Source organism: Armatimonadota bacterium (genome assembly GCA_013314775.1).
Classification (GTDB): Bacteria; Armatimonadota; Zipacnadia; order Zipacnadales; family JABUFB01; genus JABUFB01.
This window is the reverse complement of the sequence record JABUFB010000010.1, coordinates 101961-127306: the sequence shown is the minus strand read 5'-3', so window position 1 is coordinate 127306 and position 25346 is coordinate 101961. Positions and strand designations below refer to the sequence as shown.

The 25346-nt window shown below is 65.2% G+C and carries 18 protein-coding genes; 14 read left to right on the top strand and 4 right to left on the bottom strand.

Annotated features, from left to right (window positions below; all coding sequences use genetic code 11):
- Window positions 1–97 precede the first annotated feature (97 nt).
- From HPY44_13580 to HPY44_13515, 14 genes are all read left to right on the top strand, one after another.
- Entirely contained in the window at window positions 98–1537 is a 1440-nt protein-coding gene (locus tag HPY44_13580; GenBank protein ID NSW57037.1) for a hypothetical protein, read from the top strand.
- Window positions 1538–1585: 48 nt separating this feature from the next.
- Window positions 1586–4030, top strand: a complete 2445-nt coding sequence (locus HPY44_13575; protein ID NSW57036.1) for a response regulator — start codon at window positions 1586–1588, stop codon at window positions 4028–4030.
- A gap of 181 nt (window positions 4031–4211) precedes the next feature.
- Window positions 4212–6650 (top strand): hypothetical protein, encoded by a 2439-nt coding sequence (locus HPY44_13570; GenBank protein ID NSW57035.1) that lies wholly within the window; start codon window positions 4212–4214, stop codon window positions 6648–6650.
- 32 nt (window positions 6651–6682) lie between these two features.
- Window positions 6683–7609: an ABC transporter ATP-binding protein gene (locus HPY44_13565; GenBank protein ID NSW57034.1), complete on the top strand. Its 927-nt coding sequence runs from the start codon at window positions 6683–6685 to the stop codon at window positions 7607–7609.
- A gap of 22 nt (window positions 7610–7631) precedes the next feature.
- On the top strand, window positions 7632–8744 hold the full coding sequence (locus tag HPY44_13560; GenBank protein ID NSW57033.1) for a hypothetical protein: 1113 nt from the start codon (window positions 7632–7634) through the stop codon (window positions 8742–8744).
- A gap of 22 nt (window positions 8745–8766) precedes the next feature.
- Window positions 8767–9858 (top strand): hypothetical protein, encoded by a 1092-nt coding sequence (locus tag HPY44_13555; GenBank protein NSW57032.1) that lies wholly within the window; start codon window positions 8767–8769, stop codon window positions 9856–9858.
- The gene (locus HPY44_13550; protein NSW57031.1) at window positions 9855–11192 is read left to right on the top strand and encodes a hypothetical protein; all 1338 of its coding nucleotides are present in this window, start codon (window positions 9855–9857) and stop codon (window positions 11190–11192) included. The genes HPY44_13555 and HPY44_13550 overlap by 4 nt, the downstream gene beginning before the upstream one ends.
- An 87-nt stretch (window positions 11193–11279) precedes the next feature.
- Window positions 11280–11648 (top strand): hypothetical protein, encoded by a 369-nt coding sequence (locus HPY44_13545; protein ID NSW57030.1) that lies wholly within the window; start codon window positions 11280–11282, stop codon window positions 11646–11648.
- A 109-nt stretch (window positions 11649–11757) separates the two neighbouring features.
- Window positions 11758–12681 carry an AAA family ATPase gene (locus HPY44_13540; GenBank protein ID NSW57029.1) on the top strand — a complete coding sequence of 308 codons (924 nt, stop codon included), beginning with the start codon at window positions 11758–11760 and terminating at the stop codon, window positions 12679–12681.
- A gap of 37 nt (window positions 12682–12718) precedes the next feature.
- Window positions 12719–13621, top strand: coding sequence for a DUF58 domain-containing protein (locus HPY44_13535; GenBank protein NSW57028.1), 903 nt, complete (start codon window positions 12719–12721; stop codon window positions 13619–13621).
- Window positions 13618–15465, top strand: coding sequence for a VWA domain-containing protein (locus HPY44_13530; GenBank protein NSW57027.1), 1848 nt, complete (start codon window positions 13618–13620; stop codon window positions 15463–15465). Before HPY44_13535 ends, HPY44_13530 begins: the two co-directional genes overlap by 4 nt.
- A gap of 17 nt (window positions 15466–15482) precedes the next feature.
- The gene (locus tag HPY44_13525; GenBank protein NSW57026.1) at window positions 15483–18374 is read left to right on the top strand and encodes a VWA domain-containing protein; all 2892 of its coding nucleotides are present in this window, start codon (window positions 15483–15485) and stop codon (window positions 18372–18374) included.
- A 231-nt stretch (window positions 18375–18605) separates the two neighbouring features.
- The gene (locus tag HPY44_13520) at window positions 18606–19694 is read left to right on the top strand and encodes a hypothetical protein (protein NSW57025.1); all 1089 of its coding nucleotides are present in this window, start codon (window positions 18606–18608) and stop codon (window positions 19692–19694) included.
- Window positions 19695–19877: 183 nt separating this feature from the next.
- Entirely contained in the window at window positions 19878–20201 is a 324-nt protein-coding gene (locus tag HPY44_13515) for a hypothetical protein (GenBank protein ID NSW57024.1), read from the top strand.
- On the opposite strand, the gene HPY44_13510 is transcribed toward HPY44_13515, so the two are convergent.
- From HPY44_13510 to HPY44_13495, 4 genes are read right to left on the bottom strand one after another with little or no spacing between them, the layout of a single operon-like run.
- Window positions 20202–22130 (bottom strand): hypothetical protein, encoded by a 1929-nt coding sequence (locus tag HPY44_13510; protein NSW57023.1) that lies wholly within the window; start codon window positions 22128–22130, stop codon window positions 20202–20204.
- Window positions 22131–22159: 29 nt separating this feature from the next.
- The gene (locus HPY44_13505) at window positions 22160–24076 is read right to left on the bottom strand and encodes a hypothetical protein (GenBank protein NSW57022.1); all 1917 of its coding nucleotides are present in this window, start codon (window positions 24074–24076) and stop codon (window positions 22160–22162) included.
- A gap of 53 nt (window positions 24077–24129) precedes the next feature.
- On the bottom strand, window positions 24130–24408 hold the full coding sequence (locus HPY44_13500; GenBank protein NSW57021.1) for a hypothetical protein: 279 nt from the start codon (window positions 24406–24408) through the stop codon (window positions 24130–24132).
- A gap of 20 nt (window positions 24409–24428) precedes the next feature.
- Entirely contained in the window at window positions 24429–25028 is a 600-nt protein-coding gene (locus tag HPY44_13495; GenBank protein ID NSW57020.1) for an N-acetylmuramoyl-L-alanine amidase, read from the bottom strand.
- Between the last annotated feature and the right edge of the window lie 318 nt (window positions 25029–25346).

The following is a 25346-nucleotide window of genomic DNA, read 5'->3' as shown; positions in this document are numbered from 1 at the left end:
GGCAGTTGCGATGACTGTGCGGAGAGGGGCTCCTGGTGAGAGCCCCTCTCCCACATGGCGCCCAGTTCGGCTCGCTGCGCTCGAAAGGTGGGCCACGATGACGTCAGTTCAGGCTGTCCCGGCAGACTGGACGCCGGAGAGGGTGGCCGAGGTCGCCGCCCGTATCTGCCCGCGTGAGCAGATCCAGTCGATCCTCGAGGCTGGACAGGAGGCTGATTCCGAGACCGTCCGGGATGTGCTCCACCGCGCGCAGGCGCTGGAAGGCCTGACACCTGAAGACGTGGGCATTCTCATTCAGGTGCGCGAAGGAAATCTCCGCGAGGAGGTCTTGGCAACTGCCCGGCGCGTGCACGAGGAGACTTTCAACCGCCGCGTTGCACTGTCCACCCCGATCTGTCCCACCAACCGCTGCATCAATGACTGCCTGTACTGCCCCCTGCGACGTTCGGATGTGCGCCTGCGCCGGACCTCTTCCACGATTCGCGATCTGCAGCGCGAGATCACCGGTCTGCTGCGCGAGGGGCATCGGCACTTCAACCTGGTCTTCGCAGAGGACCGCAGCGGTGCGCACCATATCCACGACATGCTGGTTGCCGCCTACGGGACACGCTCAGGCGTTGAGGAGGCCTGTCGGGTAGATCTGAACGTGAACCCCATGCAGCCCGTTGATTTCCGGCTGCTTACCCAGGAAGGCTACCTGGGGACGTACCATTGTCACCAGGAGACCTACCATCGCGAAACGTACGAGCGCCTGCATGTGGACGGTCCGAAAGCGGACTATGACTGGAGAATAACAGGCCACGACCGAGCCATCGAAGGCAACGCGAGGAAGCTTGGGTTAGGGGTTCTCCTGGGCGCGTATGACTTCCGCTACGACGTGGTGGCCCTCATCGCGCACTCCGCCTACCTGGAGCAAGAATGCGGCAGCGGGCCTGCGTCCATCACACTCCCCCGGATGGTCCCGGCGAAGGAAGCGCCTGCCTCGCAGGACACGACTTACCAGGTGACCGACGAGGATCTCAAGCTGATCGTGGCGGTGGCTCGACTTGCGATGCCTCACGTGGCCATCGTCATGTGTACTCCGGCGGAGCGTGAGACCCGGCGCCATCTGTATGCGCTGGGAATCTCTGAAGTGAGTGTCGGCTCCCTCAGTTATCCCGGTGCGTACACTGCGGATGGTGACCCGGATGCAGCAGGCAGGCTGACCATCGGCAGGCCGAGAGCGCTCGAAGTGCTGATCTACCGTCTGTGCGACGCCGGGTTCGTGCCCTACATAGGCGCTGCGGACTCTCAGAAGCGATACCGAGTGACGCTCCCGCGCCCGCCCGGCGAGGAGCTGACAACGCCGGAGCGCCGATCCGCCAACTCTCTGCTGGCCCTGCGCGAGTACTTGATGGACTACGCATCGCCGGACACCGTACGCATCGGGGAGGCAATCATCCAGCGCGAACTCGTCCGGCTGCCGGCGGACCTGCGCGATATGACTCTGAAGCTCATGGAGGAAGCGGAAGCCGGCCTGCGCGGACAGATGTTCTGACAAGATCGGGGCCTCTACCCCCAGCGTTGATCTGACCGGGAGAGTGAATTGGACTCATCAGCCGGCCACATCGACAGCGTCGTCACCACCATCGCGGACAAGTGCCGCCGGTGCTATAACTGTGTGCGCAGTTGTCCGGCGAAGGCGATCCGGGTGCAGGACGGACAGGCAACCGTCATTGCCGAACGCTGCATCGGCTGCGGCAATTGCGTGCGTGTCTGCGCTCAGAACGCCAAGCAGGTACAGCCCGGGGGGCCGACGGTGGAACAGCTCCTCAACGAGGAGCGGCCGACCGTGGCCATACTCGCGCCCTCCTATGCCGCGGCCTACAGTGAGCTCTCGGCTGACCAGGTTGTGGGCGCCGTGCGCGCGCTGGGCTTCGACCGCGTGCTGGAGGTGGGCTTCGGCGCCGACATGGTCGCCGCCGAGTATGCGAAGCTTATTGCCGATCCCCCCGATCATCCCGTCATCACCACCCCGTGCCCGGCGCTGGTCAGTTATATCTCCAAGCACATGCCAGACCTGGTGCCCTGGATGGCGCCCATTGTCTCGCCCATGATCGCGCTTGGACGGGCGGTGCGCGAAGAGTTCTACCCGGACGCATCCGTGGTCTTCATCGGGCCGTGCATCGCGAAGAAGGAAGAGGTGCGCGATCCCGACGTGGCCGGCTCCGTGGATGCGGTGTTGACTTTCCGCGAGCTCCAGGACCTGTTCCAAGCGCGCGGGGTGGATCCGTCGGCCGTGGAACCGTCACGAGCGGACCCGCCGCTGCCCGGTTTTGGGGCTCTGTTCCCGGTGGCCGGCGGGCTGTTGAGGGCCGCCAGCGTCGATGCCGACCTCATGGACGATCGCATCGAAATCATCGAGGGCCCCGATAGCTGCCGGTCGGCCCTGCAGGCTTTGGCGCGGGGCGAGTTCCCTGCTCAATTCCTGGACATGCTCTTCTGCGAGGGCTGTATTGCGGGACCAGGGTTCGCCGACAATGTATCGCCCCTGTCGCGTAAGTCCCGGGTCACCGAGCACGTGCGCTCCCTGGTATCCGGGGAGGAAGCGCCGGAGTGCGTATTGGAGAAGCTCGCGGCCATCGACCTCAGCCGGGGATTCTCGCCGCGGGCGATTGAGCTGAATGTGCCCAACGAGACGGAGATCCGGGACATTCTCGCGCGCACCAACAAGCATGGCCGGCAGGACGAGCTGAACTGCGGCGCATGCGGATACCCAACTTGCCGCGAAAAAGCGATCGCGGTGTACCAGGGAATTGCAGAGCCGGAGATGTGCCTGCCCTATCTCATCGACCAGCTTGAGGTGAACATTCAGAAGCTCAGCTCCAGCAAGGGCGAGATCGAGCGTGCCCGCGATCTGGCCACCCGCTCCCAGCAACTGGCATCCATGGGCGAGCTTGCCGCGGATGTGGCCCAGGAGATAAGCAGCCCACTTGCAAAGATCGTGGCCTTCGCCCAGCTCCTGCGGAACAGTCTGCCCGAGGACGACGTGCGGCGGGACGATCTGGAGACCGTAATCGCCGAGGCCCGCCAGGTACGTCACGTTGTGTCTGGCCTGCAGGGCTTTGCGCGCCAGCGCGAGCCGGTGTGGGAGGACACCCGGGTCGCCGACTTCGTCCAGTCGGCCCTGAAGGAGCTCGAGCCCGAACTTGCCGCCGCCAATGTTCAGCTTTCGGTGCACATCCCCGAGAATATCCCGACCATCACAGCTGATGGGTCTCAGCTTACCCAGGTCGTGAGCAACATTCTGGCCAACGCCATCGAAGCCGTGGAGCCAGGCGGGCACGTGAGCGTAACTGCTGAACTGCACGATCAGGGCCGGAATGTGGACATCATCATCGAAGACGACGGGCACGGGATCGATCCGGCGCTCATGCCCCGGCTGTTTCAGCCCTTCGTCACCACGAAGACCGACCGTCCCGGCTCCGGACTGGGCCTTGCCGTGGCACACGGGGTGGTGCTGGCCCACGGTGGAGATATTCATATCAAGAGTGAACCGGGAGAAGGCACCCGCGTCACCATTCGCCTGCCCATTGACACCCCGCCACGAGCCGCGCGTGAATCCATGAAAGTGCTGGTTGTGGACGACGACCCGGACTTCATCGAGCAGCACCGCATCGTCCTGGAAAGCAAGGGGTTCGACGTTGTCACGGCGGAGCGCAGCGATGAGGCCATCGAGGTAGCCAACCGCGAAATCCCCGACGCATTCCTGCTGGACATGATGATGGAACGCACCGACTCGGGCGCGCGTCTGGCCAGAGCCCTGCGCCGGGACCCACGCTTCCGCACCGCACCCATCATCATGCTCACGTCGGTCGTACAGGTGACCGGGTTCGACTACCACCGCAACCCCGAGGAAGTGCTGGACTGGATGAAGGCGGACGCGTGGTTCGACAAGCCCGCCCCCTTCAGCGAACTAACGAACACTCTCCAGAGACTGCTGGCCGAGCGCGACCAGTCAGCCGGGCCCGCCGGGGAGGGCCCGCCCTAAGCAATCGGCGCCGGAGCGAGGGGAACTTGTCCGGCGCCGAAAACGTATTCCTCAATGAGTATCCGCAGTACGTGCACGCTGGCAGCCCGCATTCCCTGCTGGGGGGAGTGGAGCCTTGCGCCTGCTTTGTCTCGCCGTCCTATGTGGGGCCGTCCTTGCCGCGCCCCCGGTGTGGGCGCAGGTGCCCCAGTGTGCTGCTGTGGTGGGTATCGGTGGCGCCGCACGTCCGGGGGATTGGACGCCCATCTGCTTCCAATTCGCCACCAACAAGGGCCCATCCACAACCGCCGAGATCACCCTCGTCGCGAACGCGCCCAGTAGCTCCGGCTCGCAGGGACCCGGGCGCGTGGTCTACAGCGCCGAAGTCGAGATTCCCCGTGATTCTGCCAAGTCCGAGACCATCTTCGCCCGTTTCGGGGCCTTCGAAAAGGCCCTCGTGCGTTACTCGGGGGGCCACCCCATCGAAGTCCCGACGCTTGCGAAGGAAGTCGGCTCTAATGACCTGCTGATTGCCGTCCTGGGCGGCGAACCGGGGCTGCTGCGGTTCCTGCACGGGCAGCCGGTTCTCACCAGCAACCGCGCCCGGTTCGGCCAGCTTGTCATTTCGGGCCACGCGAGACACCCCTCGGCCGCCGGCACGATCCACGTTGCGCAGGTCCTGTCCCGAAGTGCGCCCCGGCACTGGCTGGGGTGGGAGAGCGCGGATGTGGTGGTCTTGGCGGACGACGGCAGATCGCCGGCCGACCCCGCTACCATCAGCGCCCTTCTGCAGTGGGTGCGATCCGGCGGCGTGCTGTTCGTCCCCGGAGGAATGAAGGCGCTGGTCCACGCATCTGGCGCCGTTGGGCCCTACCTGCCTTACGCAGTGAGCGGAACCACGGACGCGGGCAGCATCGAGACTCTTGCGCGGTGGGTGGACAAGCGACCGCCGGAATCCGTGGGGCTGTTGACACAGGGAGCTTTGGCGCCCGGCGCTGTCGGCATGCCTGCGACTTCCGGCGACCCGATGATCGCCGCGCGTCCACTGGGCGCGGGACGCATCGTGATGACCCGCTTCGACCCCTTCGCCGATCCGGTCAAGGGTTGGTCCGGCACAGGCGATCTGCTCACGCGGGTGTTTGCCGAGAGCGCCGCTGCCTGCTGCCGGCCCGGCGCACCGGCACTGCACCCCGAATACATGTCCCGGAGCTCATTGGAGCTTGCTCCGGCCGAATTGGCCAAGCACACGCCAGAGGCCCGGCTGCCCTCGATCTGGCTGGTGGTGGGGTTCCTGGTGGTCTACGTGCTGTGCTTGTCGCCTGTGAACTATCTGTTCCTGAAGCGAATCGATCGACGGGAACTGGCCTGGCTCACCACCCCGGTGATCGTAGCGGTTTTCACCGTGGGGGCGTATGGGATCGGCTACGGAATCCGCGGTGGCTCGATCATCCTCAACCGGGTCAGCATCGTGGATTGTGCCGCCGGGCAGGGACTTGCCCGGGCAAGGGCATATATCGGCCTGTTCTCGCCCACCCGCAGGTCCTATGACATCAGCATTCCCGAACGCGCCGCCGATGACGTGAGCGACCCCTCAGTGCCCTCGCGTCTCGAGGTCCTCTGCCAGGACCCGCCACTGCTGTCGGACGTGTCCATGAACATGTGGTCCACCCGTGCTTTCAGCGTGGAGACGCTGGCGGACCTCGGCAAAGGGCTGGACGGGGTCATCGAGTATGACGGCCGGGAGTTGTCGGCGACAGTGCGGAACAACACCGGGAAGGCGCTGCGCCGAGTCACGCTTCTGGGCGCGGGCGGCCAAAGCGCCCAGGTTGATCTGGCGCCGGGCGCGGAGAAGGAGCTGACCTGCACCCCGGCCACTGCCCCCGTGAGTTCGCCCGGGTACAGCCCTCCGAGACCTGACGTGAAGCTCGACGAACTGCTCTTCGACGGCCTGCTCCTGGGCCAACCCCGGTTCACATCGCGGTTCGGCTACTACGGGCCGACAGGAATGAGTGGTGCTCCGGAAATGCGCTGGCCTTGCGTTGCGGCGATCTGTGAAGCGCCGCTCGTCGATGCGGAGCTCCGGAGGGCCTCGCCGCGCACACAGGACTGCAATCTGCTCCTGGCGAATCTTCCTGTGAGGCTCAAAGGAAACGCGTCGGTGGACGTGCCCTACTGGCTGGTCAGGCAGGAGTGCATCCAGGCCCAGGGCGATGTGGAAACCGGGCAGCCGAGGGTGGGCGGGATCATGCCCCACCCCAACGGTTCCGGACAGGCGATCACCTTGATCGGCGGGCAGGCGACGCTCCAGTTTCGGGTGCCCGTGGGACCGAGGGGCCAGCGCGTCGATTTCCTGCGTTTCGCCCACCACACGATCTTCAACGAATCGCAGGTCGGGCTGCCGCCTGCCACAGCGCGGGGTGAGTGGTGCCGTGCCTGGAACCATGTAAAGGGTACCTGGGAAGCGGGCACCGTCTGTGCTGACGTGAGCATGGACACGATGAACCGCACCAACTTCGTCTTCCGCAGGCCCGAGGAGTTCATCTCACCCGACGGCCGTGTAGTCGTGGAGCTTTCCACCCCTCATGGGGAGCAGATGCAGTTCGAGAACCTGCGGCTTGCCGCGAAGTTGAGCACACGATAGGAGCGCACCTCCGTACAGGGGGCGTCACCACGATGATCCAGGTCAACGGGCTCACCAAGCGCTTCGGCGGGCTGACCGCAGTGAACGGCCTGACGTTTTCGGTGGAACGCGGCGACGCCCTGGGGTTCATCGGGCCCAACGGGGCGGGGAAGACCACCACGATCCGCATGCTGGCCACGCTCCTGAGGCCGGACAGCGGCACGGCGATCATCAACGGCCACGACGTGCTCAAGGAACCGGAGAAGGTGCGGGCCTGCGTGGGTTACATGCCCGACTTTTTCGGCGTGTACGACGATATGAAGGTCACCGAGTACCTGGACTTCTTCGCCGCTGCATACCGCGTACCGCCCAGCGACCGTCCGGGGCTTATCGACGATGTGCTGCAACTCACCGACCTTACCGCCAAGCGAAACGACTACGTGGACACACTCTCCCGCGGCATGAAGCAGCGCTTGTGTCTGGCGAAGACTCTCGTGCATGACCCCGAAGTGCTGCTACTGGACGAGCCCGCGTCCGGTCTCGACCCCCGGGCGCGCATTGAGATCAGGGAGCTTCTCAAGGAGCTCTGCGCCATGGAGAAGACGATCCTGATCTCCTCCCATATCCTTACCGAGCTTGCCGACCTGTGCAATAAGGTGGTCATCATTGAGCAGGGCAGGCTTGTGTACGCGGGGTCGCCGAAGGAAGTTGCTGCCCAACTCGAGGGTGGCCGGAGAATCGTGGTGAAAGTCCGGGAGCGCTCCGAAGATGCGTGCAGGATCCTGGCGCAGTGCGAGAACGTAGTGAGTTCGGAGATCGTGGATGACGCGATCCATGCCGTATATACGGGTGACCAGTCGGCGCAGCATGAGCTTCTTCTGGCGCTGGTGAACGGCGGGTTCGTGGTCCAGTCATTCAGCGAGCAGGAAGTGAACCTGGAGGAAGTCTACATGCGGCTGACCCGGGGAATCGTGTCGTGAGAAAGAGGGCGAACACCGCCTGATGTTCACGAATCTCGGCTGGGCAATCCTGCAGCGGATGGGGTTCAACATCTGCGTGGGCACCCACGAACTGCGCACTCGGATGCGGGGTGCGCGCCCTTTCTGGCTACTCCTGGGGTACGCGCTGGTGGCGTCGGCGTCGGTGTTGATCACCTACCTAATCATGAGCGAGGCCGGGCAATACAGTTACGGAGCGCCCGCGGACAGCGCCGAGATCGGCCGCATGAGCTTTTCGGTTCTGGCCTATGTGCAGCTTGTGTTCATGGCCCTGCTCCTGCCCGGTCTGTCGGCGGGGGCGGTGACCCTAGAGCGCGAGAAGCGCACCCTGGAGATGCTGCGCGCTACGCTGCTGACCTCCTTCGACATCATCACCGGCAAGATGATCGTCACCCTGGGTTTCGTAATTCTGCTGCTGATCTCGTCCTTGCCGGTAGCAGCCTGGAGCCTGATGCTGGGCGGCATCCAGCCGATGGACCTGTTCTATGTCTACACCTATCTCTTTTCCGCCGGGGCTCTGCTCTCAGCCATCGGGTACTTCACTTCGGCCAGTGTGAAGCGCATGGTGGGAGCGGTGATGTCGGCGTACGGCGTGATCTTCCTCGTCCTTGCGGCGCTGCCGGTCCTGTGGTTCATCGTTATAGAGAGTACTCGGTACAGCACGTACTCGTCGGGCGGCACCCCCCATGTGAGCGCTCCTGTGGCCTTCACCCTGACCTTGGTCCCGCTCTTCATCCTGGGCGCCCTCGCGGGGCTGATCGTGCGCTGGCTGCTCTCGCTAAAACAGTCCTGGCGTGGCAGTTCAACGGTTACCCTGTTCTCGATTCTTGTGGGTCTTGCCGTGTGCGCTGTGGGGGCGATCTACGTGCTGGAGCCGGTGGCCGGGTTCCTGATCACTATGGCGCCGGAGACGCCCATGGTCCTCCACCCGGCGATGCTCCTTGCGGCGCTGATCTTCTCCGACATTGCCCGCGATGCCCTGAGCGCCTTGACCACCGCCCATCCGGGGCTCGACCCGCAGCCGTACCTTTGGGGCGTCGGTTCATCCGCGGCCTTGCTCCTGACCCTGGGGCTTTGGGCACTGACCATACGTATTTTCGATCGCCAGACGAATTAGCCTGCACATCCGAGGCGCACATATGCTGCTCGGATTGCTCATCAAACACGAGGACTGGCTGACGAAACACGGGTTCAACCCGTGCGTGGCCGTGCGCGAACTGCGGTCGCGGCAGCGCGTCACCTGGACCCGCTGGCTCATCGGCATCGGCGCGGTTGCGGCCGGGATTGGTCCCGTCCCCATGTTGGTGAGCGTTACCGCGGAACTGGTCGCGGGCAATGCGCAGGATCATCTCCGTCCTGTGAGCTGCATGCTGCTGACCTCGGGCGCGGCGTCGCTGCTCACGCTCTTGCTGGTGATCCCTTCGGCGCTGGGCCTCGTGATTGAGCACGAAAAACGCACGCTGGAGCATGTTCGCGCCACACCGCTGACCTCGGGCGACGTGGTCACCGGGAAGATCATCGCCACCGTGGATGCGGGCCTGGTGCTGCTGTGTATCCTGGTCCCGCTCCAGTTCTGGGCGATGCTCCTTGGTGGGCCCACTCCCGGGGAGTGGCTGGGGGGCGTGGTGCTGCTGGTCGGCCTGGTGGTGTGGGCGTCGTGCCTGGGCACGGCGATCTCGGCGATCTCGCTGAACACCGTGTCGGCCGTCATCCGCGCCTTCGTGATCCTCGGCCTGCTGCGCGTGGTCCCGTTTCTGGGGATGGCACTGAGCACTTGGGTGGTGGGCAGCGAGGACGCCCTTGGAGTGCGCGGCGCGGTCTTCGTGGCCGTTGTGGCCGCCCTGCTGGCTCTTCCGGTGGCATACCGGGCCCTGGCGCGGATCGCCCGGTACGCGGCGGATTGCACGGCGCGTCTCGTCGGGGCACTGGTGGTCTCGTGTCTCTTCGCCGGACTGTTGCTGGCGTTTCTGCTGGCATCACAGACTGACACGAGAGCCACCATCATACAGTTCCTGTATCCACCTTCCGGAATGCTCCTCGGGAGCCGATACGTTATGGGCGTGTTCTCCGCGCCCGACGAGCAATCAGCGGCTCCCCTGGTCTGGCTGGCTGCGCTGGTGTTCAGCCTGCTGGGGTCCGCGTTCTTCCAGTCCCTGGCCGCTATGGGGTACGAGGGCCAGGCGCGCAGCCGCATCTGGCGCATCCTGATGTTCGGGGCTGACACCCAATGAGCACTCTCGCACGGGACAACCCACTGACGCCTGCCGACGTCGTCCGCGAGGGACTGCGGCGCATGAGCCTGCGCGCCCGGTTCCTGCTGGGGGCGCGCGGGGTGCAGATTGCTTGCGCTTTCATTGCCGCGCCGCTGGCGGCGTGGGTCCTTTGGCTGCGACTGCATGATGTCCAGCCCGCTCCCGGGGGACTGTGGCCCGCGCTGGTTCCGGTGGCCGCTGCGGGGCTGATTGCACTCCTTTGGCCCCTCCCCGAGAAGCGCGTGGCGCGGACCCTCGACCATCGCCTGGGCCTGCGGGACCGCATCTCCACCGCCGCCGACCTGCTGGCGCGCCCTGAAGTCTCGGGCATGGAGCGGGCGGCGATTGCCGACGCATCCCAGGCGATCTCGCGCCTTGAGCCCGCCGAGGCGCTGCCATTGCGGCTCTCGCGCGCGGGAAAGGTGGGCGCGTGGAGCCTCGTTGCCCTGGCCCTGGCGCTCTACCTGCCGATCCCGCCGCTGCTCACGGCCGCGGGCGAGCGCGAGGATAAGACTGCCCTGCGCGAGCACGCGAAGCTTATGAAGCCCCGGGCGAAGGAATTGGAGAAGGCGGCCCGCGAGGCGAAAGATGAGGACGCGTTCGAGCTTGCCCGGCGGCTGAAGAAGCTGGCGAAGGAGCTGGACCGGGGGTCGCTGCCCCGCAAGCAGGCGCTGCTGAAGATGCGCGACCTGGAGAAGGACCTCGAGAAGTACGCAAGACAGATCCAGCCGCCCGCCATGAAGCCCGCGAGCAAGGCAGGCGAGGAACTGACTGGGAAGACCGCCGAGGACATGGCGCGGCAGGCTGAGAAGCTGGCGGCGCAGGCGCGCGGGGCCGGAAAGCTGGACCAGGCGAAGGAACTCGAGCGCCTGGCTGACGAAGCGCGCGAGGCCGACAGTCCCGAGAAGCTGGCGAAGGCGGCGAAGGCCCTGCGTCAGGCAGCCCAGCGCATGGGCCAGCAGATCCCGGTATCGCCCGAAACTGCAGCCGCGCTGGCGAAGGCCATGACCAATGAGGACATGCAGGAGGCCATGGAGAAGCTCTCGGAGCTTGCGAAGCAGTCGGGACAGAAAATGCAGAAGATGTCGAAGAAGGACCTTGAGGAGATGGCGAAGCAGCTCGAGAAGCTCGCGGAAGCCCTCAAGGACACCAACCTGGACGAGCTGGGCAAGGCACTCTCTGAGGCCGTCGAGAAGATGAAGGCGGGGGACAGGGAAGGGGCGCAGAAGGCCCTTGAGAAGGCCGAGAAAGCCTGTTCAAGCGGCAGGCTGAAGCTGCGGATGGCCCAGATGGCGAAGGACGGCGCAGGGTGACTGGGTGGTGGGGCCGCCGGTTTCGGCGGTCAGGGCTGCGGTGCGGCAGGCTCCGGCGGACCGGGGCAGGGAATGGCGACAGGCACGATGCCCGGAAAGGGCGCCGGGTATGACTCACACGGGCAGGATGGCAGTCCGATCCCGTCGTCGCCGGTGAACCTGTACACGCCGCGAGAGACGCCCTCCGAGGGCGAGATGCTGCGGGTCCCGGTGGATGTAGACCCCGAGGGTGAGATGCTGTCCATTGAGGAGCGCGGCGCGCCCGGGGCAACCCCGGCCAGCAAGGTCCCGTATTACGAAGTGATCGGCGAGTATTCGAAGACCGCCGAGGAAGCCGTGGAGCGCGAGGAAGTCCCGCCCGGGTACCGCGAGCCCGTGAAGGACTATTTCCGGGCGCTGCAGGACGGTGCGAAACAGCCCCGCGCAGCAAGCGAACGGGACAAAACGGAGGACTGAGTTGCTCCCACACAGTGCGGATTCACACGAGCAGGCGGTCCAGCAGGCGGAGCAGTTCCGGCGCCTGGTGCAGACCCTTCGGGGCGAGGTCGGCAAGGTCATCGTGGGCATGGATGATGTGGTCACAGACACTCTCATCGCCCTCCTCTGCGGCGGTCATGTGCTGCTCGAGGGCGTGCCGGGACTGGGCAAGACGCTGCTGGTGAACTCTCTCGCCAGTGCCTTGGACCTGCGGTTCGCGCGCATCCAGTTCACCCCGGACCTCATGCCGGCGGACATCACCGGGACGACAGTTCTGTGGGAGCGGCCTGACGGTGGCCGGGAGTTCCAGTTCCAGCCCGGCCCGGTGTTCGCGAACGTGGTGCTCGCCGATGAGATCAACCGTGCCACGCCGAAAACCCAGTCGGCGCTGCTGGAGGCAATGCAGGAGCACTCGGTGACAGTTGCGGGCGAGCAGAGGCGTCTCGAGGAACCCTTCCTGGTTCTCGCAACTCAAAATCCCATCGAGATGGAGGGCACGTACCCTCTGCCCGAAGCCCAGTTGGACCGATTCCTGTTCAAGCTGCTGGTGAAGTTTCCCAGTCTGGATGAGCTGCACGAAATCGTGGACCGCACCACCGGTGCGATGATGCCCACGGTGGAGCGCGTCGCCACCAGGCCCGAGGTGCTGGCGCTGTCGAAGACGGTGAGGGCGGTTCCGGTGGCCCACCATGTGCGGGATTTCGCTCTGCGGTTGGTCCTGTCCAGCCACCCCGAGAGCGACCTTGCGACCGACCGCGTGAAGCAGTTCGTGCGTTACGGCTCGAGCCCGCGCGGGGCCCAGGCATTGTTGCTCGCGGGGAAGGTGCGGGCGCTCATGGACCAGCGCTACAATGTGTCAGTGGAGGACATCGAAACCGCTGCCCTGCCCGCCCTGCGCCACCGCCTGGTGCTCAATTTCGAGGGACAGGCCGAAGGCGTTTCGCCGGATGATCTCATCCAGGACATGATCGAGGCTGTGAAAGCCGGCGCCGGCCGCGACCTGCCGATCTGAATGCCCGGGCGACTGCCCGAGCCCGGTGTGACCACGCATGCCTCAAGAATCCGCCCGAGTCGCCGCTGCCAATCTCCTCGAGCCCGAGTTTCTCCGCCGGCTGGAGCGCGCGGCCGTGGTCTCGCGTCGGGTGAAGGCCGGGAAGACCCGGGGTGAGCGCCGGTCTCCGCGCCGCGGGGCGTCCGTTGAGTTCGCCGATTTCCGCTCATACACCCAGGGTGATGACCTGCGCTATGTGGACTGGAACGCCTACGCGCGCCTGAGCCGGATGTTCGTGAAGCTGTTCGTCGAGGAAGAGGACTTGACCGTCAGCCTCCTCCTGGACGGGTCGCAGTCCATGAACTTCGGCAATCCGAACAAGTTCCGCTGGGGCCGCCGTATCTGCGCAGCCCTGGGATATCTGGCGCTCTCGTCCACCGACCGCATGCAAGCCTTCTGCCGAGCGGGCGAGGAAACCCGGCGCACTCGCCTCCTGCGCGGGAGCCCTGCGGCTACGGAGGCTTTCGCGTGGCTGGCCTCGCTGGAGCCCTCCGGGGAGACGAACCTGCCGGCTCTGGTGAACGGGCTTCTGGCGACCACGCCTTCCCCCGGTGTGGTGTTTCTGGTCTCAGACCTGCTCACCGATGGCTGGGAGCCGGCACTTGCGAAACTGGCGGCGGCGCGCTGCGAGACCTGCGTGCTGCAGGTGATGAGTCCTGATGAGTACTCGCCGGGATTCCAGGGGGACCTGCGGCTGGTGGATTCTGAGACCCACTCGGCCCGGGAACTGACCATGGGCGCCGGGGTGATGCGCCGGTATGTCCAGGAGCGCGATGCCTTCCTCGAGTCGGTGCGGCGCGCGTGCTTCCGTTACGGTTTTCCCTACCTTCTGCGGCTCACCACTGCCCCGGAGCAGGACGTGGTCCTGCGTGACCTGCGCCGCCTGCAGGTGATCCGGTGACCGGGTTCCATTTTCTGTCTCCGATGCTGCTCCTGGCTGCCATCCCCCTTGCCGGCCTGATTGTCCTCCTGTACCTGCTGAAGCTCAAGCGCCGCGACGTGGTTGTGCCCTCAGTGTTCCTGTGGCGCAAGGCGATTGAGGATGTGACCGCGAACGCACCTTTCCAGCGCCTGCGCAAGAACCTCCTGTTGATCCTGCAACTCCTGGCACTCCTCCTGGTGATCGTGTCGCTGGCGAACCCGGTGGTCACCGCAAAACGCGCCGGGGGAAAGAGCACGGTTATCGTGCTGGACGCCTCCGCCAGTATGCTCGCGGAGGATGAGCCCGGCTCTCGGTTCGCGAAGGCCCGGGGCATGGCTGCGCGGATCGTCGATGGCATGGAGCGCGGCGATTCCTGTGCCATCGTGGTTGCAGGCACCCGTGCCTGGGTCGCACTGCCCTTCTCCAGCGACCGCCGCGCCGCCAACCGGGTACTGCAGGCCCTTGGATGCACCCACGCCGAAGCGGCGATTCGAGACGCCCTTCTGCTGGCTCAGAGCCTGTGCGTCAATCGCCCCGAGCCGGAGGTCCACGTGATCAGCGACGGCGCTTTCCCGCCGCTGGATGATGTGCCCGGGACGGCCCGGGTACGGTTCTCACGGGTCGGGCAGCGCAACGAGAACGCGGCGATCGTCGCCTTTGAGGCCTCTCGTTCCGCGCGCGGGCAGGACGAGGCGTTCCTGCGCATTGCCAATCACGGCGCGGCGCGCGAGGGTATCGTCTCAATCACTCTCGAAGACCGGCTGGTGCTGGCCGAACGCGTCTCCCTCGCGCCCTCGTCGGATCGAGTCTTCACTTTCGGCATGAGGCTGCCGTCGCCCGGGCTGCTGCGGGCCGAACTGGATGTGACGGATGACCTGGCGGTGGACAATGTTGCTCATGCCTTCGGGGGGCCTTCCGCGGGGCTCAAAGTGCTGCTGGTGACGCCGGGGAACCTGTTCCTCGAGCAGGGGCTGCTGGTACTGCCCGAGGTCGAAGTCCACCGCGCCGCGACCTTGACAGCGGAAGAGCAGGCGGCCGCTGCGTCCGCGTTTGACCTCGTGGTCTTCGACCGCGTGGACCCTCCGGCGGCGCTTTCGCGAGGCGCGTACCTGATGATCTCAGCGGACGCCCCGGGCGCTCCGGCCACCCTCGCGAGCGCGTACAAGGCCGCGAAGATCACCTCGTGGGAACGCGAACATCCGGTGTGCCGGCACGTGAACCTGTCGCTGCCCACCATCAGCGTGGGTCGGGAACTGGTGCCCTGCGCCGAAGCGGACGTTCTGGCACGTTGCGGGATGCGGCCGGTGCTGGTTACTTTGGATGAAGCAGGCTTGCGAGCGCTTTCGGTCGGCTTCAGTCTGCTGGATTCAGACCTGCCCCTGCGTGTGAGTTTCCCGGTGTTCCTCGGCAACGCGGTCAACTGGCTCACCGCCCCTGGTGCACGCCAGAAGGCGCGGGTGGTTCGCCCCGGGACCCTGTTGCGCTTCGCGGTTGCGGGGGACACGGCCACCGCGATGCTCACTGCTCCCGGCAACAGGTCCCGGAAGCTGGAAGTGCGCGAGGGGCAGGTGACTGTTGCTGACACCGCTCTCGTGGGCGCCTATCGGCTGCAGGTGGGTGAAGATATCCGTCGTTGGGCGGTGGATCTTCGGTCACCCACGGAGTCCGATCTGGAGCCTGCGAGGGCGCTGGAGTTGTCGGGCCAACAGGTGCCCGCCAGCCTCATCTCGCCTGTGGGAGAGAGGCGAGTGTGGCCGTGGCTGGCGCTGGTGGGGTTGGTCGTGCTGCTGCTCGAGTGGCGAATCTATCACCGAGGGACTTGAGGCCTCAGGGTCTGAACATGTCGATTACCGCGACTCGTCCCGAGTACCTGCTCCTGTTGCCGGTCTGTGCGGCCCTCCTGTGGTGGGCTGCGCGCGGGTCATTCGCGGCGCTTTCCGGGCTGCGCGCCTGGACTGCGTGGGTGCTGCGGTGCCTGCTGGTGCTCGCGCTGATCCTGGCGCTGGCCGGCCTTCAGCTGGTACGCGTGAACCGGGACCTCGTGGTCGTCTTTGCGCTGGACAGTTCGCACAGCGTCGCCGCGGAGTCGCGCGATCGGGCCCTCGAGTTCATCCGCAAGGCCACGCTCTCATCGCGCCCGCAGGATCGCGCTGCATTGGTGATGTTCGGGCGCGATGCGCAGGTCGAGTCTGAGGCGCTGCGGCGCGGAGCCACACTGAGGCCTGCATCCAATCCTGACCCCGGGCACACCGATATCGCGAGAGTACTGAGGCTCGCGGTGGGGCTCATCCCGCCGGACCGTGCAGGGCGCATTGTCTTGCTGAGTGACGGCAATGAGAACGTTGGGGCAGCCGAACAGGAAGCGCTGCTTGCCAGATCGCGGCGGGTGCCTGTGGATGTGGTCCCTCTGAAGACCAGGGCGACCCGCGACGCTCTGGTGCGTGGGGTACGTACACCCTCGGATGCCAGGCAGGGCGAGCCCTTCGATGTGACCATTGATCTGGACAGCCGCTCACCTGTTTCGGGTCGCGTCACGGTGCTTGTGGACGGTAAGCCTGTTTCCCGCAACAAGGCGCCCCTCGCGGCCGGTCGCAGTGGGGTACGGGTCCCCCTCAAGCTGGATGAACCAGGCTTCCACCGGGTGGATGTCCTTCTGGAGAGCCCGGAGGACGGTCTGCAGGAGAACAATTCGGGCACCAGTTTCGTGCGCGTCTCCGGGCGCCCAAGGGTACTCCTGGCCGGTTCGGTGGACGAGGACCTGGAGTACCTCGCCCGCGCGCTGGAGGTCCAGGGCATCGACGTGCGCACCGGAAACGCCTCCGCTCTGCCCACCAGCCCAGCCGAGATCGAGAGCTATGATGCAGTGATCCTGGCCAACATCCCGGCGTACCAGATGGAATCCCGACAGATGATGCTTCTGCGCAATTCGGTTCGGGACATGGGTGCGGGGCTGTGTATGATCGGCGGAGACTACTCTTTCGGGCCCGGCGGCTACTTCCAGACCCCCATCGAGGAAGCATTGCCGGTGACCATGGACATCTCGCGCCGCCGGGTCTTCCCGGCATCGGCGGTTGTGATCGTCGTCGATACATCTGGCAGCATGGGGATGATCGAGGGCGGGGTCGAGAAGATCCAGCTTGCCGCCGAAGCCGCGGTAGCCGTGGTGCAGTTGCTGCAGCCCTATGACTCAATTGGGGTCATCGCAGTGGATACCGAACCCACGCAAGTCTGCCCCCTGCGGAGAATCGAGTCGGGCAGCGGGGTGAAGGCAGACATCCGCTCGCTGCGGGCGGGTGGCGGCGGAATCTACGTGCGCACCGGGCTGGAGGCCGCGTACGGTGTGCTGAAGGACTACCCGGCGGCGATCCGCCATGTCATCCTGCTGGCCGACGGAAACGACTCCGAGCAGCAGGAGGGCGCGATGGACGTGGTCAAGGCGCTTCGGGCGAAGCGCATCACAACCACCGCGGTCTCAATCGGTGAGGGAGTGGACGTCCCCTTCCTCAAAGGCGTCGCGGCGTCGGGGAAAGGGCAGTTCTATTTGGCCCGCTCGGCTCACGACCTGAAGCGCATCTTCACCCGCGAGACGCTGACCGTCGCGAAGTCGGCAATCGTCGAGGAGCCGTTCCAGGCCAGACTGGGGGATGCAAGCCCGGTCACGTCGGGCCTTCCGTGGAAGAGCGCTCCGCCACTGCTGGGTTATGTGATGACAAGCTCGCGGGACTTGGCCTCCGTTCCGCTGGTTACCCATAAGGATGACCCGCTTCTTGCGCATTGGCAGTACGGGCTTGGGCGCAGCGTGGCCTTCACATCAGACGCCTCGAACAGATGGAGCGCGGCGTGGCTGGACTGGCCCCAGTTCCCGCGCTTCTGGAGCCAGACGGTTCGCTGGTGCTTGCGGCGCGAACCCGACGCATCCCTGCGGCCGTCGGTGGAAATCGAGGGAAACCGCGCGCGGCTGGTGGTGGACGCGCTGGACCCGTCGGAGCGGGCGATCAACGGCCTGGAACTGCGGGCGGCGGTGAGCCGACCGGATGGGTCTGAAGCGGAGATGCTGCTGGAACAGACCGGGCCGGGGCGTTATGAGGTTGACGTGCCAACGCCAGCCACCGGCGCCTACGTTGCGGGAGTTTCGGCTCAGGGCCCGGGAGGGTTCGCGGCCCGCACCACAGTGGGTTTCGCGGTGGCGTATCCCCCAGACCTTGCGGACACGGAGCCGGACGAAGCACTCCTGCGACGTCTTGCGAGGGAGACCGGCGGGCGCGTACTGGAAAACCCGGATGGGGTGTTCGAGCCGCCCTCGCGCCTGCCCACGACGAGTCATGACATCTGGGCGGCGCTGCTGTGGGCGGTCGCGCTGTTGCTGCCGCTTGACGTTGCGGTGCGCCGGCTGATCATCACCCGTGAAGACCTGGCGCCCTTCCTGGCTCTCGTTGGTGCTATCGGTCGTTCCACCCACCGGGGTGCGAAGCGCCAGCATACCGCCACCATGGACCGGCTTCTTGCGCGCAAATCGCAAGCCGAGGAAGCGCCGAAGCCGGAGACCATCCCCGGCCTGGTCCCGCCTGAGACGCCGATGCCACCCACTTCGCCGCCATCTGCCTTACCCGAAGAGCCCCGGTCAGCCGCTCAGCCGGGCCCACGCCCATCCGGCGAGCCGAAACGCACCACCTCGCGCCTTCTTGAGCGCAAGAGAAGCCTACGACAAGGCGACAAACGGCCGGAAGATTGAGGATCACCAGGCGCGCGACCCGGCCTGGGTTTCCCCGTCGTGTCTGTGCGCCGGTGTTCTGCAGCGAAGTTGGTGCAGAATATCACGCCTTGGGCGCGCCTCACCGTAGGAAAGCGCGGATGACGTTGGCATCGGGCCGGTAGACCAACTTCTCGCAGCGGAGGTTTCTCCCACTGACAAAGGGAACATCAGTGTGGCTCAGACCACCCCCTGAGAGGTGACTCCCACCCCATGAACGACCGCGAACGGTTCCTCAACTGCATGCTGGGCAAGCCCGTGGACAGGCCGCCGTACTGGCTCTTCTGGTCACCCTGGGGACGCACCTGGGCTCGGTGGGAGCAGGAGGGCAAGCCCGCCTACGTCACTGATCACCGCTCCTTCATGCAGCCAGACCACCCGCCGGCCGCGATCCCGGTGAACTTCGGCCCAAGCCCGGCTTTCGAGCGCGAGGTGATCTCGGAGGACGAGGATTACATCGTCACCAGAGACAGTTGGGGCATCATCCGCCGGGACTACAAGCATGGCGAGTCCATGTCGGAGTTCATCAAGTTCCCGGTGTCTGGATGGGACGACTGGCGCAAGTTCAAATCTGAGCGCCTCGACCCCAATGACCCTGCGCGCGTCGCGGGGCCCTGGCTGGAGGATGCGCGCAAGTGGCAGGAGATGGGCATCCCGATCCAGCTTGGCCACTATCCGCACGTGACGGTTTTCGGCGGCGTGCGCTGGCTTCTGGGCGACGAGGAGTGCCTGGTTGCCTTCTACGACGCCCCCGACCTGGTGCATGACATCATGAATCACCTCACCGACATTTTCATAACCGTTGCGCGGCAGGTGGTCCGGCAGGTGCGGGTGGATGTGGTGCATATCTGGGAGGATATGTGCGGCCGGCAGGGCCCGCTCATCTCGCCGGCGCACTGGCGCGAGTTCATGGGTCCGTGCTACCGCCGGGTCGGCGAGTTCATGGCCGAGAACAATATCCCGCTGCTGTCCGTGGATACTGATGGCAAGCCCGACGATATCGTCCCGCCGATGATGGAGGCCGGGGTGAACTACCTGTACCCAATGGAAGTCGCGGCGGGGTGCGATGTGAACGATTATCGCGAGCGTTTCCCGGGACTGGCGCTGATGGGCGGGATCGACAAGCGCGTGCTTGCGGTGGACCCGGCGGCCATCGATGCGGAACTGGACAGGATCTGGCCCGCGGTGGAGAAGGGCCGGTACATCCCCGACCTGGACCATCTCGTGCCGGATGATGTGTCGTGGAGCAACTACGAGTACTACTGCCGGGCATTGAAGGAGCGGGTCATGGCGATGGCGTGAGGCAGCGCCTTCCCATGGGTGCCGGGTGGCCGCGCGGAGCGGGGGCGGACCCCGGCGCATGGGGTAACGAGGGCGGCAGACCAACGCAACCCTCGCGGGCGATGGGTGTCCATTATAGCGAAGCCAACCCACCGGGCACGGCCGCATTCATTGTGCCTGGGCTGCCCGAGGAGGATGTTTCTCGTGACTGCTCGATCCGTCCTGATCGCCGCTGGCGTGCTGGCCGTTTTCGTTCTGGGTGCGCTCTGGGGACAATATGGGTGGATGCCCTCCGCGCAGGCCCAGAACGACACCCCGCCTGCTCCGCCGACCCTCACGGAACTCGCCGGAGTGTCGAAGCCGACGAACAACCCGGCTGTGGCCGTCACTCCCCAGTCCTACATCACGGACAATGAAGAAGATCCTTTCAACCCCGACCGGATCCGCCGCACGCGCACCAAGGTGCAGACCGTTGTTGTCCTGTATGCCGACGGTACTGTGAAGACCGAGAGAGTGCCTGGGGGGTAGTTACGGCAGGAAGTTGTACATGGGGCGCTTCATAAGGATTCCCAGCACGCCCCAGGCGCCGCCTGCCAGGAATTCGCCCAGAATCATGCCCAGGAAGAAGCGGGATGCCGGCCGGAAGGCGCTCATCCCGCCATATCTGAGCACGATGGATTTGATGAGCCAGGCGGCGAGGATCGAGGGCGCGAACAGAGCCATGGACCACCCGCCTGCAACCGCGAAGCCTGCCGGGTGGAAGGGCCACCAGGCGAACTGGGAGCGCATCACAGCCAGGAACCAGGTAAAGGCACCGCCTCCCAGAAGCGCAACGACCACGTACCAGTTGGTGTCGCCGGGACTCGTGAGCCACCCCTGGAGGCGCCCGAAGGCCTCCTGCCCTTTCCAGGACCGCCCGCCGTAGCGGAAGTTGGCATCCAGCATGATCCCCCAGCCCAGGGCGATTCCCAGTGCACCGGCCAGCGTGAGCGCCCACGACAGCCCGCGCTGGCTGGTTTTCGTTTCATCCGCGAGTTTCATGGCCTCGATCTGGTGGGGCATCGGGTGGCTGCGGTGGGCCCGGTTGAAGGACCAGAAAAACGAGAACATGATGAGATTCTGGACGCCAAGGGGGCGCGGCCCCAGCACATCTGTCAGCACCGCTTCCGGGCCGATCTTGTGCAGATCATGCACCGGCGAGCCAAGTTCCGCCCGGATTCTTGCGATGGCGATAGACAGGCCGAAGTAGATGAGCATGAAGGCCCCCGCCGCCCAGAGGGTCATCCCCGCCCGCAGGCAGAAGATCATAAGCAGCGCGAAGCCCCCGATGGCTCCCCACAGCGCCCACGTGTAGGGCATCGGTTCATTGCGGTCGTCGAAGTGGTGGCGGCCGAAGACCCCGCGCACTGCCTCAAGCAGGTGCTTGCGGGTGGACCATACGGAGAACGCTGCCAGCACCAGATAGCCTGCATGGATCTGCTCGTCGATCCACGGCGCTTTCGGCAGGTTTCCCCATCCCAGTGCCGCGGAGCCCACTCGCATGAGCTTGAACAGGATGTAAAAGAACCACTGGCTGAAGGACAGGTCCAAGGGGATGAAAAACGACAGGCCGATGCCGAAGGGGAAGACTCGCATGGGCGTCCAGCCGATGGCTCGCCACGGCATGGTGCGGATCTGGGTCCCCAGGTCCCATGCCGAGCTGGACTCGCCCAGAATGTGGGGCACCTTCGGGTAAAGGAAGTGCAGCCCATTGAGTGCGTCGATGGCGAACGCGACGCCGAAGCCGATCCAGAACAGGCCGCTGGTCCACAATGCCGACCGGGGCCGGGTCATCTCCAGGGGGAGTTGCACGATGGGGAAACTCAGTTTCGCCTCGTCGGTCCACTGCTTGCGGAACAGGGTGTTCAGGCAGAGCATCACGAACAACAGCGTGAAACTGAAACCCGCCCAGACCAGGGCCACGGGCACCCACGGCCGCCAGTACGGGGTCGCGAAAAGAGGCAGGCGGCTGTCGAAGTAGGCCTCCAGGGCGCGCTCATCGGTGACGGTTACCCACGTGGGCATCTGCTCCAGGAACAGCTCTTCCCACTTGTTCTCCGGTGTTGCGCCCCAGATCGGGTGTGCCACCACCTCCATCATGGTCTGGACCTGGTCCAGCCCCGCGGTTGCCGAAGCGACGCTGAGCATCCCGTAAATGACCAGCAGTTCGCCTTGACTCAGTGCCCAGCGCGGGTTTGCCCGACGGATCAGGTGATTGGCGAGGGTGACCAACAGCAGGGAGATGACGACGTTGAAGATCAGGCTGACGGTTGTGGGGCGGCTTTGCCCCCAGAAGAGCCCGTGGATGATGAAGAGTACGTTCGGGGGGATGAGCAATGCGCCCAGCACAATCGCCCTTGCGGTGACGGGGCGAGGGGCGTCGGCTTCCCGTAAGTGTTTGGCGTTCGGCTCTTGCATTGGCGCCCCGGCAGGAGTTGGCCTGCCCGCTACGGCAGGAAATTGAACATCGCCCGGTGCGTGATGATCCCGTAAGTTCCCCAGAATGCACCCACCACGAACTCACCCAGTATGAGCCCCATGAAGAAGAACGAGGCCGGGCGGTACGAGGACATGCCCCCATACCGCAGGATCACCGACTTCACCAGCCAGCTCACCAGAATCGACGGCGCAAACAGCGCCATGGACCATGTTCCGGACACCGCGAAGCCCGCGGGATGGAAGGGGAACCATGCATAGTGGCTGCGCAGGACCTGCAGGCCGAGAGTTGCCAGGCCGCCGATGATCATTGCGGCCACGGCGTACCAGTTAGTGCCCGCCGGAGCTTCGAGCCATCCCTGCAGACGGCTCCATGCGCCTACTCCAGGGTACGAGGGCTGGCCGCCGTAGCGGAAGTAGGCGTCGAGCATTACGTACCAGCCGAGAACCAACCCGAGACCGGCGGCCAGCATGAGCGCGGCGGACACTCCCGGCTGACTGATCCTGGCCTCGGACGCCATTTTCATGGTCTCGATCTGGGTTGGCATGGGGTGGCTTCGGTGGGCCCGGGTGAAGGCGAAGAAAAAACTGTACATCACCAGGTTCTTCTTACCCCAGACATCGACGCCGGCAGACTCGATGAGCGCCACCTCCGGTCCCATGAAGTGCAGGTCATGAACCGGCGAGCCCAGTTCGGCCCGGATACGCGCGATCCCCACGGAAATAAGCAGATACGCCGCCAGCCAGGTACAGATTCCCCAGAAGCTCATCCCCGCGTACATGCAGAAGACGATGATGCCCACGACCCCGGCGATGGCGCCCCACAGCGCCCATCGATAGGGGAGGGGTTCACCCTGGTCATCGATGCGCACCCCACCCAGAGCGCTGCGCAGGGCCGCCACGAGATGCTTGCGGGTGGTCCAGACCGAGGCCAGCGCAAGGATCACATACCCGGCGAAATTCTGCTCATCTACCCAGGGCGCCCGGGGCAACTGCTGGATGCCCACGCCGGCCGTGAAGATGCGCACAAACTTCCAGAAGATATAGAAGAACCACATGCTGAAGGACAGGTCCAGCGGAATGAAGAACCCCAGGCCGATGGCGAAGGGGAATGCGCCCAGGGGCGTCCAGCCGATGGCCCGCCAGGGCATGGTGCGAAGTTGAACGCCGAGATCGTATTTCCCGGAGTATTCCCCGAGAATGCTAGGGATCGTGGGGTACAAGACGTGCAGGCCGTTGACCACGTCAATGAAGAACGCGACACCAAATCCGATCCAGAAGAGTCTGTTGCGGAAAAGGGTGCAACGCGGCGAGACGATCTCCAGCGGCAACTGGACAATGGGGAAGGAGAGCTTGGATTCCTCCGTCCACTGGCGCCTGAAGAGGGTGTTCAGGCACAGGAAGATCCAGGTCATGAGCAGCATAAAGCCAGACCAGGCGAGGGCGGGGATAACCCAGGGCCGCCAGTGGGGCGACGCGAAGAAAGGCTCGCGGCCGTCGAAATACGCGTACAGGGCCTGCGGATCCTTGACAGTCAGCCATTCGGGGATCTCGTTGACGAAAAGCTCTTCCCAGTCGTTCTCCGGCGTGGCGTGCCACACGGGGTGGGCCACAACCGGAACCATGTTGTGCAGTTGGTCGTGACCGTAGAGGGCGGTCACCAACGCCAGCATCCCGTATACGACCACGAGTTCCCCTCGCCCGAGTTCCAGGCGGGGTGCGAACCTGCGCAGTAACATGTTCACCAGTGCCAGCAGGAAGAGGGTAACCACGACGTTGAAGTACAGTGAAACCGTTGCGGGGTGACTCTGCCCCCAGGTAAACCCGTGCAGGCTGAAATAGGCCTGGGGGACGATGAGGAGCAGGCCGAGAATGACGGCCCGCCAGGTGGCGCCGGGTTGGAGCGGCAGAGCGGCTCCTTGCTTCATGCGATCGCCCGTGGTGCTCTGTGGTGTGGCGGAGCGGTTTCGGCAGCAGCGGGTCAGTGCGGCAGACCTGTTCTTGCTCCGGTCTTGGCCGGCGCCTCAGGTGCGCCGGTCGGTACAGGGTCAATCAACATCTCCTTGGACACGGCGGGATCAGCTGCCTCAGCCGCGGCTTCCTCGGCCAGCCGCTCTCCGTTGGTCCAGGCGTAGAGTGTGGCGACTATACCCAGGATTAGTGCGAACAATGCGACAACGGCGCCGGGCCGAAAGGCCCGGACGCCCGGCGCGATGTGGGGTGCCCAGTCATACGCGGTCATGTCTTGTGCGTCCTTCATCGGCTTGCGCTCCCGAGAACTCACTCGTCCGCTTGTAATGCTCTATCGAGCTCCTTTACGTCGAACCGGTCGCCGGGGCACTGTGTCTGCCCGAGGTCCCTGTGCAGGTGGATCGCCTCGGGACCGAAGTCATAGCGCTTCATCAGTTTCCTCAGGAGATCCGCCAGCGCCTGCATTTGCTCTTTCGTGGGCCTCGCGGGTTGCATTGCCCCGCCGGGATTGTCTTGGGAACTGAAATTGCCCACCAGGCAGATGCCCAGCATGTCGTTGTGACCCTTGCAGTGGGCTCCCCGCATCCATTCGGGCCTGCCGGGCTGGACCGTTCCCCCGGGCAGAATCACGTAGTGGTAGCCAATGTGGTACTTCGGCCCCAGCGTCTCTTCGCCCCAGCCCCGGCTTTCATGCCAGCGATCTATGTCTTGCGCACTGATGGACGTTTCACCCCTGGTCCCCGGCGAGGCGGAATGGTGGATGACCACCCCGGGCGGACGCGGCCAATATAGCCTGCGTGGCCAGCCCGGACCGTATCGCGCTGCGAGGCTCCCGGCCAGGACCGCGGTCAACGACAGGGACAGGAGCAGGACGGCAGCCGCGCGCCCTGTACGGCCCACGGGGAGCATTGCCCATGCTTCTCCGAAACCACCATTGCGAGGCGCCATGAGTACTCACCATATCACAAAATCCGGGCGATTGGAATGCAACGGTCTCCGCTACACCAGGAGCATCGGTTCCGGGGGATGCATGCCGGCCTGAGGTGCGCCCTGCGTCCGTTGCCCGCGCCGTGCCGTGTCGTGTCAGGCTCCGGACGGAGCCGGCCGTCTGTTGCCCCGTCCGGGGGCTCAAGGCGCATCCCGGGGCGGCAATCCGGGGGCTTCCGCCCCCCGACCAAAAGCAATCGCCTGCCCGGCGGGCTGGTGGGGCAGCGGCTCAGGGCCAGG